We start from the raw sequence: 12,081 nt of genomic DNA, 5'->3' as shown, positions 1-12,081 counted from the left end.
AAAGGGGCAAATGGTCATCATTTGGTCACCAAACTCTGCGATTTAGACGCGCAAAGGCGCTTTGGCTCCGAAATTGCGCGGCAAACTAGTTGACAGTGTCAATTAAATTCCTAGCTAAGGGGCTTCACTACAAAGCCCTGCGCGGAAAGCTCCGAATTTCATGTCCGACACCCATCTCGCCGTCCTGCTGCACCGATTTCTGCGCCGCCTGCACGGCGAGCTGCGCGGTCGGCTGCTGCGCTGCAACCTCGCGGCAATCGGGCCTGCGGGCGCGCAGGTGCTGATCACGCTCGACGAGGAGGGCACGCTCTCGCTCAAGGAGCTTTCGGAGACCTTGATGCGCGACAAATCACAGATCACGCGCGACGTGAAGGCGCTGGAAAGAGCCGATCTGGTGACGCGGAAGCCCGCGCCCTCGGATGCCCGGGTGAGCCTGATGTCGCTGACCCGCGCGGGCCGCGATGCGGTCAAGATGCACCGGCGCGTGCTGGCGGACTCGCTCGGCGCGCTGATCGGCCCGCTCGGCCCCGAAGACAAACAGACCCTGCGCGCCCTGCTTGGCCGCGCCGTGGATGGTGCACCCGAGTGCCCGGACGCGTGCCCCGCAGAGACCCGCGAGACAATCAACGAAACACAGGCCCGCGCCGGGGGCGACCCGGTCCGGCCCGATGAAATCCGGGAGGAGCCGCAATGAGCGCCCTGCCCCCGCTGCCGCAACAACATGTTCAGAATACCGCCGGGGCCCTGCGCACCCGCGCCCCCCAGATCTGGTTTGGAGACCCGTCATGACGAGTGAGAGCACCACCGACAAGAGCGCACATGCCGGGGCCGACCGGCTCCAGTTCGAAGACGATCCCGGCGCGCGCCGCCCGCTCGTTCTGGCCACGACGCTGCTGATCGCGATCGTGGCCTGGATGGGCAGCGGGTTCATCTTGCCGACCGAGACCGAGGCCAACCCCGAGCGGCCCGCGATCGAGGCCCAGCCTGTGACGACGCGCATTTCCCGCGCCGAAGAGGTGACGCTCTATTTCAATGCCGAAGGTCAGGCCGAGGCCGACCGCGACACCGCGATCCGCGCCGAAGCCTCCGGCGAGGTCGCCGAGCTTCTGGTCGACAAGGGCACGGACGTGACCGAGGGCCAACTCATCGCGCGGCTCACCACCGATCAGGTGGAGGCCAACCTGCGCCGCGCCCGCGAGGCGCGCGACCAGGCGCAGCGCGAGTTCGACAATGCCACCGCGCTGCTCGAACGGGGCGTCGCCACGCAAGACCGGCTGACCGCCGCGCGCGCCGCCCTCGCCGCCGCCGAGGCCGACCTCATCGCCGCCGAGCAATCGGTCGAGGACACCGCCATCACCGCGCCCTTCGCCGGCCGGATCGAGACCCTGTCGCTCGATCCCGGCGAATATATCGCCGCCGGCACCGAGATCGGCCGTATCGTCGACCACAAGCCGCTCACCGTCGCGCTGCAGGTCCCGCAACAGGCGCTCAATCGCATCAAGAACGGCCAGCAGGCGCAAGTCAGCTTCATCACCGGCGAGACCGAGACCGGCGAAGTGACATTCGTCGGCACCTCCGCCGCCGCCGCCACGCGGACCTTCCTCGCCGAGATCGAGGTCCCCAATGACGACGGCGCGATCCCCGCGGGCATCTCCGCCGAGATCCGCATCCCGACCGGCACGCGCGAGGCGCATTTCATCTCGCCCTCGTTGGTCTCGCTCGATCCCAACGGGGTCACCGGGGTCAAGACGGTCGAGGACGGCAAGGTCCGGTTCCACGAGATCGAACTGGTGCGCGCCGAGGTCGACGGGATCTGGGTCACCGGCATCCCCGACACGGCCGAGATCATCGTCATAGGGCAGGGCTATGTCCGCGACGGCGAAGAGGTGCGCGCGCAGCGCGAGGAGGCCTCCGAATGAACGGCCTCATCGACGCGGCCTTTTCCCGCGCGCGGGTGGTGGTCATGGCGCTTGTCATGATGCTCATCGTCGGCGCGCTCTCGTATCTCGCGATTCCCAAGGAGGCCAACCCCGAGATCCCGCTGCCGATGGTCTATGTCTCGACCGGGCTCGACGGCATCAGCCCCTCCGACGCCGAACGGCTGCTGATCGAGCCGATGGAGGCCGAATTCGGCGCGATCGAAGACCTCGAAACCATGACGAGCAACGCCTCCGAAGGCCATGCCTCCGTCCAGCTCGAATTCACCCCCGGCGGCGATATCGATGAGGCGCTCGACAAGGTCCGCGACGCGGCCGACAAGGTCGAGGGCGAGCTGCCCGAGGACGCCACAGAGCTCACCATCACCGAGATCAACACCGCGCTCTTCCCGATCATCACCGCCGTGCTCGCGGGCCCCGTGCCTGAGCGCACGCTCAACGCCATCGCCGAGGATCTGCAGGACCGGCTGGAGGCGCTGCCCGGCGTGCTGGAGGTCGACATCGGCGGCGCGCGCGATGAATTCGTCGAGGTGCTGATCGACCCCACCGTCTTCCAGACCTACAACCTCAGCTTCGAGGAGGTGATCGGCCAGCTCACCCGCAACAACCGTCTGATCGCGGCCGGCGCCATCGAGACCGGCGGCGCGCGGATCGTGCTCAAGGTCCCTGGCCTGATCGAGGATCTGCAGGACGTGTTGTCGATGCCGATCAAGGTGAGCGGCGATGCGGTCGTGACCTTTCAGGACGTCGCCACCGTGCGCCGCGCCTTCGAGGATCCGACCGGATTTGCGCGCATCAACGGCCAGCCCGCCCTTGCGCTGGAGGTGACGAAACGCTCCGGCGCCAACATCATCGACACGGTCGAACAGGTCCGCGCCGTGACCGAGGAAATGAGCGCCGACTGGCCCGACAGCCTTCAGGTCACCTACCTGCAGGACCAGAGCGAGGACGTGAAATCCCTGCTGTCGGACCTGGAGGCCAACGTGATCGCGGCCATCATCCTGGTGATGATCGTCATCGTCTTCGCGCTCGGGCTGCGCTCGGCGATCCTCGTGGGCCTTGCGATTCCCGGCGCCTTCCTTGCGGGCGTAACCGCGCTCTGGCTCTTCGGCTACACGATGAACATCGTGGTGCTTTTCTCGCTCATCCTCGTTGTCGGGATGCTGGTGGACGGCGCCATCGTGACCGTGGAACTCGCCGACCGTCTGCTGCAGGAGGGCCACAGCCCCAAGGAGGCCTACGCCCAGGCCGCCAAGCGCATGGCCTGGCCGATCATCGCCTCCACGGCGACGACGCTCTCGGTCTTCTTCCCGCTCCTTTTCTGGGAGGACATGGTGGGCCAGTTCATGAAATTCATGCCCATCACCGTGATCCTGACGCTCTTTGCCTCGCTCTTCATGGCGCTGATCTTCATCCCCGTGGTGGGGGGCGTCATCGGCCGCCGCCAACCGCAAACGGCGCGCCAGAAGGCCGCGCTCGCCGCGGCCGAGACGGGCGATCCGCGCGACATTCCCGGCTTCACCGGCGGTTACGTGCGCCTGCTGGAATGGGCGATCCTGCGGCCCGGCGCGGTGCTGACGCTGGCGGTGGCGCTGCTGATGGGGGCCTTCGCGCTTTATGGCCAGTTCGGCCGGGGCCTGTCGTTCTTTCCCTCTGTCGAGCCCGAATCGATGCAGGTGCAGGTGCGCACCCGCGACAACTTCTCGATCTGGGAGCGCGACGCGCTGGTGCGCGCGGTTGAGAACCGGCTGCTCGATTATGACGAGATCGACGCGGTCTATGCCCGCTCGACCATGAGCGCGGGCCAGGGCGACGAGGAGACCATCGGTACGATCCAACTCGATCTCGCCGAATGGGACACCCGCCGCACCGCCGAGGACATCGGCGTCCAGATCCGCGCTGATGTGGCCGATATCGCCGGCATCGAAGTCCAGGTCGAGACCGAGAGCGGCGGCCCGAGCGCGGGCAAGCCGGTCAACATCAAGATCAAGGGCAACAACCCCGAGGACCAGAAAACCGCGGTCGAGGTGATCCTCAACGCCATGGCCGAGGTGGGCGGATTCACCGATGTGGAGAACACCCTGCCCCTGCCCGGTGTCGAGGTCTCGATCCTGGTGGACCGCGAGGAAGCCGCGCGCTACGGCGCCGACATCAGCCTCCTCGGCCAGGCGGTGCAGCTTCTGACGCAAGGCATCACCGTGGCCGACTACCGCCCCGACGACAAGGACGGCGCGCTCGACATCCGCGTGCGCTTCCCGCAGGAAGACCGCTCGCTCTCCGAGCTCTCCAACCTGCGCGTGCCGACCACCGCGGGCCTCGTGCCGATCTCGAACTTCGTCGATTTCGCGCCCACCGAACGGGTCGGCATCATCCGCCGCGAGGATGAGCGCAGGGTGGTGATCATCGAGGCCAACGTCGCCGCCGACGTTCTGGTCAACGACCAGATCATCGCCCTCGGCGCGGCGCTCGATGCGGCCGATCTGCCCGACGGGGTCACCTATGAGTTCGGCGGCGAGGCCGCGGATCAGGCCGATGCCATGACCTTCCTCATCGGTGCCTTCCTCTCGGCGCTCCTACTGATGGTCGTGATCCTGGTGCTGCAATTCAACAGCTTCTACCAGGCGCTCGTGGTGATGAGCGCGATCATCTTCTCGGTCGCAGGGGTGCTCCTGGGCCTCATCGTCACGGGCCGGCCCTTCGGTGTTGTGATGGGCGGGATCGGGGTGATCGCGCTGGCGGGGATCGTGGTCAACAACAACATCGTGTTGATCGACACCTACAACGACCTCAAGCGCGCCGGCCTCTCGCCGCTCGAAGCCGCGCTGCGCACAGGGGCTCAGCGTCTGCGTCCGGTGCTCCTGACCTCGATCACCACCGCGCTCGGGCTCATGCCCATGGTGTTCGCGCTGAACCTCAACTTCTTCACCCGCGAGATCGTCCACGGCGCGCCCTCGACGCAGTGGTGGACGGAGCTGTCCAGCGCCATCGCCGGCGGGCTCGTGGTCGCGACGGTGCTCACGCTGGTGGTCACGCCCGCCATGCTGATGCTGCGCGAAAAGCGCGAGACGCGGCACCTGCCGAGCCCCGTCCCGGCGGAATGAAATGAAAACGGCGGCCCGAAACCTCCGGGCCGCCGTCCACTATCGTCATACCGGGCCCAAGCCCCGAAAGATCACTCTCCCAGAGCAATCCCCTCGCGGCGCGGATCCGCCCCGCCAAGCAGCGTCTCGCCGATGGTGATCGCGTGCAGGCCGGAGGTAAGATCACGCAGGTTGGTCTCGAACCCAAGCGCGCCAAGCGGCTCGGCCAAGCCTTCCGCCGCTGTTCCGGCCTCGATGTCCATCGTGCCGAACCGGTTGACCAGATGCGGCGCGGCCAGCGCTTCTTGCGGATCCATGCCCCAGTCGAGCTGGTTGATGATCGCCTGCGCGACATAGCCGATGATCCGGCTGCCCCCGGGCGAGCCCAGCACCATCACCGGCGCGCCGTCCTTGAGCACGATGGTCGGCGACATCGACGAGCGCGGTCGCTTGCCTGGCTCCAGCCGGTTGGCGATGGGGACCCCGTCGCTATGGCTGCGGAAGCTGAAATCGGTCATCTCGTTGTTGAGCAGGAAGCCGCGCACGAAGACGCGCGAGCCGAACCCGTTCTCGATGGTCGTGGTCATCGACAGCGCGTTGCCGTCTCCGTCCACGATGGAGATATGGCTGGTCGATGGCAGCTCCAGCGAGATGTCATCAGCCAGCCGCATCGCGTGATCCCACTCCGGCTGCCCCGGCGCCACGCTCTCCAACGCGACGTCCGTGGCCTCGATCAGTGCAGCGCGCTCGGAGAGGTAATCGGGATCGACCAACCCTTCGGTCGGCATCGGGACAAAATCGCTGTCGGCCATGTAGCGGCCACGATCCGCGAAGGCGAGGCGCGAGGCATCGCCGATCAGGCGCCAGGATTCGGCCTGAAGCGGACCGAGCGCGCCGAGTTCGAAGTAATCCAGCGTGCCCAGGATCTGCCCCACGGTGAGCGCGCCCGAAGACGGCGGGCCCATCCCGCAAACCTCATGCGCGCGATAGGTCACACAGACCGGCGCGCGCTCGATCACATCATAAAGCGCCAGATCGGTGGCGCTCAGGAGGCCCGCGTTCGTCTCGGTCCCGCGCACCGCGCGCACGATATCCGCCGCGATCTCGCCGGTGTAGAAGGCGGTGCTGCCCTCGCTCGCAATCGCCCGCAAGGTGGCCGCATAGTCGGCGTTGACCTTGATGTCGCCCTCCGCGATCGCCGTGCCCTCAGGAAAGAAATATTCCGCCGTCGCCGGGAACCGCTGGAGCCGCTCGGCATCGCCCGCGACCAAGCCCGCGAGCCGCGGTGAGACGGTAAACCCTTGTTCCGCAAGCTCGATCGCCTCCGAAAAGAGCCCGCCCCAATTGGCCCGGCCCCAGCGGCGATGCGCCTCTTCCATCAGCCGGACCGTGCCCGGCGTGCCGACCGACCGGCCCCCGACCACCGCGTCCCAGAAGCCCAGAGGCTCGCCGTTTTCATCCTGAAAATAGCGCGGATCCGCTTCCAAAGGCGCGGTTTCCCGCCCGTCGAGCGTCGTCACCGCGCCGGTCGTCGCATCGTACCAGACAAGGAACGCGCCGCCGCCGAGGCCCGAACTCTGCGGCTCGACCAGCCCCAGCACCGATTGCACCGCGACCATCGCATCCGCCGCGCTGCCGCCCTCGCGCAGCACCCGCGCGCCCGCTTCGACCGCCAGCGGATTGGCCGCCGCGACCATCCAGTTTTCCGCCTCGACCGGACGCCCGGCCTCCTTCGCCTCGATCGCCGCCAGCGCCGCCTCGGAAAGCCCACCAAAGGCATCACCCGCCGCAGCCGCGCTCCCCGCCTCGGGCGCCACGGCATCCGCCGCGTCCTGCGCCCAGACGGGCCCCGAAACCATCAGGCCAAGGCCCAGCCACGACACCGTCGACAAGATAACCGTTCGCATCTCAATCTCCCTCAATCTCAAAGCAAAGGCGCCTCTTTGGCACACGCGGAGAAGGCTAGCCCCCGATGTCCCTCGCGTCTACGTTGCAGTTCGGTTGAGCCCGCGCGGCGGCGCTCAGCCGCATTTGAACGCCACGCCTTGAAGGATCGTGCCGACCTGAAACGGATCGGCATAGACGCCCTCCGGCGAGGCCGCGATGCTGAGCGCATTGGCCTCGCGCAGCGTCTCGGCGAGGGGCACGAGCGCCGCGCAATCCGTCCCGCGCCAAAACTCGTTCATGACCCGAACCGCGAGGATTTTCTCTGTCATTTCATGCTGCTGACCTGCCCGTCCGATGTCGGCAATCATCGCTTCGCCCGCCCCCAGAACCTCACGGGCGCGTTCCATGTCATGGCCCGGGCCTTCGGCGAAAAGGATGCGCGCCTCCAAAATCTTCTGGTCGATCCGCGCGATCGGATCGAGCCCATCGGTCTTCACCGCGCGCACAACCTCGAGCGCCTCAGCGGTACGATTCTGCCCCATCAACGCCTCGGCCAGCGCGTTGAGATCATGGCGCACCAGCATGTCCGGCTGCTCCGCCCAGGCCTGATGAATATAGTCGGTAAGCCGCGCGATCTTGCCGCGATTGGCCTCGATGATGGCAAAGGCCGAGCCCGGGTTGCCCTCGGTCTGTAGCCGGTAGATCTCTTCGTTGATCGCCTGAAGCTCATCCAGCCGCTCGATCGTCTTGTCCCGCTGGGCGAGGTTGCGCGTCTCCTGAGCGCTCAGGATTTCCTCGTCAAAGGCCTGATAGGCGAGCACAATCGTGACCGGCAGGCCGACGAGATAGAGAAGGTTTCGAATGCTTTCGAGCGAAAGAAGACGCGCCCACAGGGACTTCGGCGGCTTGGGGCCGAGATGCTCGGCCAGCAGTTTGATGTTGGCCTCCGCCCCGATCAGACGGTGCTCCAGATCTTCTTGATCCATGGCTTTGCCCCCCGACGGCGGTCGATCTCCGAATCGACCTCTCGCGCCGCATCTTATCATCGGAAGGCCAAGGGCCGGCGGATTTCCGGTGCGGAGCCTCTTCGGGGCGCCGCGCCGCTAGTGCGCCTCGGCCCAGTTCGCCCCCGTCCCGGCATCGACCACGAGCGGCACGTCAAGCTTGATGACCGGCTCGGCCGCCTCTTCCATGACCCTCCGCGCAGCCGCGATGAGCGCGTCCTCGGCGCCCTCCTCGACCTCGAAGAGCAATTCGTCATGGACCTGAAGCAGCATCGTCGCGGGCAAATCGCGGATCGCGTCCTCCATCCGGATCATCGCCCGGCGGATGATGTCGGCGGCCGTGCCCTGGATCGGCGCGTTGATCGCGGCACGTTGGGCAAAGCCGGCGCGCGGGCCGCGGGCGTTGATCTCGGGCGTGTGGATCTTGCGGCCGAAGAGCGTCGCGACATGGCCGTGTTCCTTGGCGAACCCCTTGGTTGCGTCCATGTAGTCGCGGATGCCGGGGAAGCGCTCGAAATAGCGGTCGATGAAGGCCTTGGCCTCCTCGCGCGGGATGCGCAGGTTGCGCGCAAGTCCGAAGGCCGAGATCCCGTAGATCACGCCGAAGTTGATCGCCTTGGCCTGCCGCCGCACGTCGGGCGTCATCTCGTCCAAGGGCACGCCGAACATCTCGCTCGCGGTCGCGGCGTGGATGTCCTGCCCCTCGCGAAACGCCTCCTTGAGCGCGTCGATCTGGGCGATATGGGCCAGAATCCGCAACTCGATCTGGGAATAGTCAAGCGCGATCAACTGCTTGCCAGGCTCGGCGACGAAGGCTTCCCGGATGCGCCGCCCCTCTTCGGTACGGATCGGAATGTTCTGCAGGTTGGGATCGGTCGAGGCGAGCCGCCCGGTCGAGGCACCGGCGATAGAATAGGAGGTGTGAACCCGCCCGGTCTCAGAGTTGATATGCTCCTGCAACGCATCGGTGTAGGTGCTCTTGAGCTTGGAGAGCTGGCGCCAGTCGAGCACGCGGGCGGGGAGCTCGTGCAAGGTGGCGAGGTCTTCGAGCACATCCGCGCCGGTGGCATAGGCCCCGGTCTTGCCGCGCTTGCCGCCCTCCAGCCCCATCTCGTCGAACAGGATCTCGCCGAGCTGCTTGGGCGAGCCGACGTTGAACGTCCGCCCGGCGAGCCCGTGGATTTCCTCCTCCAGCTGCGCCATCTTTTGGGCAAAGGCGCCGGACATGCGGCTCAGCGTCTCGCGGTCGACCTTGATCCCCGCCATCTCCATCCGCGCCAGCACCGGCACGAGAGGCCGCTCCAGCCGCTCATAGACGCGGGTGACCTGCGCGGTATGGAGGCGCGGGCGGAACATCTGCCATAGCCGGAGCGTGATATCGGCATCCTCGGCGGCGTATTTCACCGCTTCGTCCAGAGGCACGCGGTCAAAGGTGATCTGGCTCTTGCCCGAGCCAAGGAGCGACTTGATCGGGATCGGCGTGTGGCCGAGGTACTTGTCCGACAGCGCGTCCATCCCGTGGCCGTGGAGCCCGGCGTGCATCGCATAGGACATGAGCATCGTGTCGTCGATCGGCGCGATCTCGATGCCCTGGCGCGCGAAAATCTTCGCGTCATATTTCATGTTCTGCCCGATCTTGAGGACGGCCGGGTCCTCCAGTACGGGCTTGAGGAGCGCGAGCGCGTCGGCCATCGGCATCTGCCCCTCGACGGGCGCGTCCTCGGTGAAGAGGTCATCCGCCGCCCCCGGCGCCTTGTGCGCGAGCGGGATGTAACAGGCCTCGCCCGGCTCGATGCAGAGCGAAATCCCCACCAGATCGGCGGTCATCTCGTTGAGCCCGGTGGTCTCGGTATCGACCGCAACCCAGCCGCGCGCGTGGATCTGCGCGATCCACGGGGCGAGGTCCTCGGCGCTGCGCACGCAGGTGTAGCTGTCCGGATCGAACGGCAGATCGGCGAGCGAGGGGCCCTCTTCGGGCGCCGGGGCCGCGATCTGGATCTCCGGGGACTCGACCCCAAGCTTGTCGGCGATGCGCTTGGTCAGCGTGCGGAATTCCATCTCGGCGAGGAAAGGCAGGAGCACCTCGGGGTCCGGTTCCAACACCTCTAGGTCGTCCAGCGTGAAATCAAGCGGCGTCGCCTCGTCAAGCTGCACCAACCTCTTGGACAGCTCGATCTGCTCGCGCTTCTCGATCAGCGTCTGGCGCCGCTTGGGCTGCTTGATCTGCTCCGCGCTGTCCAGAAGCTCCTCCAACGTGCCGTATTCATTGATGAGCTGGGCGGCGGTCTTGATCCCGATCCCCGGCGCGCCGGGCACGTTGTCGACCGAATCCCCGGCCAGCGCCTGCACATCGACAACGCGTTCGGGGTAGACGCCGAATTTCTCAAGCACCCCCTCGCGGTCGATCCGCCGGTTCTTCATCGCATCGAGCATCTCGACCCCGTCGCCCACCAGCTGCATCAGGTCCTTGTCGGAACTGATGATCGTGACCCGCCCGCCCGCGGCCTGCGCCTGCCGCGAAAGGGTGGCGATGATGTCATCGGCCTCATACCCCTCGATCTCCTTGCAGGCGATGTTGAAGGCGCGGGTCGCCTCGCGCGTGAGTGGCATCTGCGGGCGCAGATCCTCGGGCATCGCGTCGCGATTGGCCTTGTACTGGTCATAGAGATCGTTGCGGAACGTGTGGCTGCCCTTGTCGAAAATGACGGCCACATGGGTCGGCGCATCGGGCCCCTCATTGGCCTCCACGTAGCGGAAGATCATGTTGCAAAAGCCCGCAACCGCCCCGATGGGCAGCCCGTCGGACTTGCGCGTCAGCGGCGGCAGCGCGTGATAGGCGCGGAAAATGAAGGCCGAGCCGTCAATCAGATGCAGGTGGCAGCCTTTGCCGAAAGCCATGATGTTCCCCTTCACGCCACTGGTGGGGCCGTCTTGCCACGAAGCCCGCGCGGCTTCTAGGGGGGAGCGCCCCCAAGGCTCGGAATCAAGGCGAGCCGCCTAGCCGGGCGAGCGCCTGCCCGTGGGATGGCGCCGCCAACGCTTGAGCGGGTGCGCTTTATAGGGCCAAGAACATCTACCGCGCGTGGTCATCCCTATCCCAACCACAGCGCCAGCCCGCCGGAACGGGCAGGCGCTTGACCGGCGGCCCTCCGGGCCTTTGCTCCGGGCTTGGCCTCAGCAAACCCGTTTGCAGCTCAGAGCTCAAACCAGTCATCTATTTACCTAACAAGGCAACGGCGAACTCTCACCCCTCTCCAATGCCACCAGCCTCTCAATGTCCGGACGCCCGAGCACGGCGGTGCGTCCGATGACGAGCCCCGGTGTGGCGTAGAAGCCGAAGCGCTTGGCGAGGGTCGCCGAGACGGCCAGACGCTGCGCGACCTCCGCGCCCTCCATATCCCGCAGCAGCCGGTCGGGATCGATATCCGCCTCCTCGGCAAGCTCGGAGAGCCGTGCGCGACCCGGCAGGAGCGGCGAGCCCATGAGGCGGCTGTGGAAGGCCTCCCGCGCGCCTTGCAGCCCGGCGGCCTCCTCCGCCCGCGCCGCGATGCGCGAGACCTCCCCAAGCAGCGGCAGGCTGTGATGAGTGAGGGCGATGCCTGTGGTGCGCACAAGCTCGGGCGAGAGCCCGGCACAGACCGCACAGCGCGCGTCGGAGAAGTAGGCCACAGGCACACTCTTCATGTTATGCGTGAAGAGCGCATCGCAAATATTTGGTATATCTATATATTCACTGGTTTCTTGCGCACCTTCCAACCCAGCAAAGATGGCAGAGCTTGCGCTCATCGCGCCACTGTCCACGCGGCGAAACCCGGGCAATCCCGGGATCGGCGCGAGGGCAAGCTCCTGCGCCCGCAACCGCCGCAGCAGCGCAGTCCCGCCATAAGCTCCAGCGACCAGCGCGCCGAGTCCCAGAACGCGCAGCGCCTCGCGGCGGTCCATCCTCAGACCTTGCCCTCGAAGTCCCTGTGGATCAGCTTCGCATCGCAATAGGGGCATTCGACGAAGCCCAGATCCTGCGGGATCTGCAGCCAGACGCGCGGATGCCCAAGCGCCCCCTCGCCCCCGTCACAGGCCACGCGAAAGCTCTCGACGATGCGGATTTCCGGCGGGGGCGTGGGCATGAGAGGTTTCCTTTTCGACGCTTCGGCCCTAGTTATGCGACACGCCAGC

The 12,081-nt window shown here is 66.5% G+C and carries 8 protein-coding genes; 3 read left to right on the top strand and 5 right to left on the bottom strand.

Going from position 1 to position 12,081, the window contains the following annotated elements; translation table 11 throughout:
* Nucleotides 1-160: 160 nt before the first annotated feature.
* The 3 genes from BM353_RS01010 (at nucleotide 161) to BM353_RS01000 (ending at nucleotide 5,038) form a co-directional block, all read left to right on the top strand.
* Complete coding sequence (locus tag BM353_RS01010) at nucleotides 161-694, top strand: MarR family winged helix-turn-helix transcriptional regulator (protein ID WP_092075723.1); 534 nt, start codon at nucleotides 161-163, stop codon at nucleotides 692-694.
* 91 nt (nucleotides 695-785) lie between these two features.
* Nucleotides 786-1,919, top strand: a complete 1,134-nt coding sequence (locus BM353_RS01005; RefSeq protein WP_092075721.1) for an efflux RND transporter periplasmic adaptor subunit — start codon at nucleotides 786-788, stop codon at nucleotides 1,917-1,919.
* Entirely contained in the window at nucleotides 1,916-5,038 is a 3,123-nt protein-coding gene (locus BM353_RS01000; protein ID WP_092075719.1) for an efflux RND transporter permease subunit, read from the top strand. The genes BM353_RS01005 and BM353_RS01000 overlap by 4 nt, the downstream gene beginning before the upstream one ends.
* Before the next feature lie 71 nt (nucleotides 5,039-5,109).
* Here BM353_RS01000 and ggt read toward each other — a convergent pair whose 3' ends face one another.
* From ggt to BM353_RS00975, 5 genes are all read right to left on the bottom strand, one after another.
* Nucleotides 5,110-6,924: a gamma-glutamyltransferase gene (gene ggt, locus BM353_RS00995; protein WP_092075717.1), complete on the bottom strand. Its 1,815-nt coding sequence runs from the start codon at nucleotides 6,922-6,924 to the stop codon at nucleotides 5,110-5,112.
* Between the two features lie 114 nt (nucleotides 6,925-7,038).
* Nucleotides 7,039-7,890: a hypothetical protein gene (locus BM353_RS00990; RefSeq protein ID WP_092075715.1), complete on the bottom strand. Its 852-nt coding sequence runs from the start codon at nucleotides 7,888-7,890 to the stop codon at nucleotides 7,039-7,041.
* 117 nt (nucleotides 7,891-8,007) lie between these two features.
* Nucleotides 8,008-10,806 carry a DNA polymerase I gene (gene polA, locus BM353_RS00985; RefSeq protein WP_177220413.1) on the bottom strand — a complete coding sequence of 933 codons (2,799 nt, stop codon included), beginning with the start codon at nucleotides 10,804-10,806 and terminating at the stop codon, nucleotides 8,008-8,010.
* A 324-nt stretch (nucleotides 10,807-11,130) separates the two neighbouring features.
* The gene (locus BM353_RS00980; protein ID WP_092075713.1) at nucleotides 11,131-11,850 is read right to left on the bottom strand and encodes a DsbA family protein; all 720 of its coding nucleotides are present in this window, start codon (nucleotides 11,848-11,850) and stop codon (nucleotides 11,131-11,133) included.
* 2 nt (nucleotides 11,851-11,852) lie between these two features.
* Nucleotides 11,853-12,032: a zinc-finger domain-containing protein gene (locus tag BM353_RS00975; RefSeq protein ID WP_092075711.1), complete on the bottom strand. Its 180-nt coding sequence runs from the start codon at nucleotides 12,030-12,032 to the stop codon at nucleotides 11,853-11,855.
* Between the last annotated feature and the right edge of the window lie 49 nt (nucleotides 12,033-12,081).

The sequence above is a fragment of the Poseidonocella sedimentorum genome (assembly GCF_900116005.1).
In the GTDB taxonomy this organism is placed as follows: Bacteria; Pseudomonadota; Alphaproteobacteria; order Rhodobacterales; family Rhodobacteraceae; genus Poseidonocella; species Poseidonocella sedimentorum.
The sequence above is the reverse complement of the archived record's forward strand: the minus strand, read 5'-3'. Positions and strand labels throughout refer to the sequence as shown.

Bases quoted from the DNA above. Each gene is read 5' to 3' on its own strand.
- BM353_RS01005 (WP_092075721.1), top strand. From the start codon at position 786: ATGACGAGTGAGAGCACCACCGACAAGAGCGCACATGCCGGGGCCGAC.
- BM353_RS01000 (WP_092075719.1), top strand. From the start codon at position 1,916: ATGAACGGCCTCATCGACGCGGCCTTTTCCCGCGCGCGGGTGGTGGTC.
- BM353_RS01010 (WP_092075723.1), top strand. From the start codon at position 161: ATGTCCGACACCCATCTCGCCGTCCTGCTGCACCGATTTCTGCGCCGC.
- polA (WP_177220413.1), bottom strand. From the start codon at position 10,806: ATGGCTTTCGGCAAAGGCTGCCACCTGCATCTGATTGACGGCTCGGCC.
- ggt (WP_092075717.1), bottom strand. From the start codon at position 6,924: ATGCGAACGGTTATCTTGTCGACGGTGTCGTGGCTGGGCCTTGGCCTG.
- BM353_RS00990 (WP_092075715.1), bottom strand. From the start codon at position 7,890: ATGGATCAAGAAGATCTGGAGCACCGTCTGATCGGGGCGGAGGCCAAC.
- BM353_RS00975 (WP_092075711.1), bottom strand. From the start codon at position 12,032: ATGCCCACGCCCCCGCCGGAAATCCGCATCGTCGAGAGCTTTCGCGTG.
- BM353_RS00980 (WP_092075713.1), bottom strand. From the start codon at position 11,850: ATGGACCGCCGCGAGGCGCTGCGCGTTCTGGGACTCGGCGCGCTGGTC.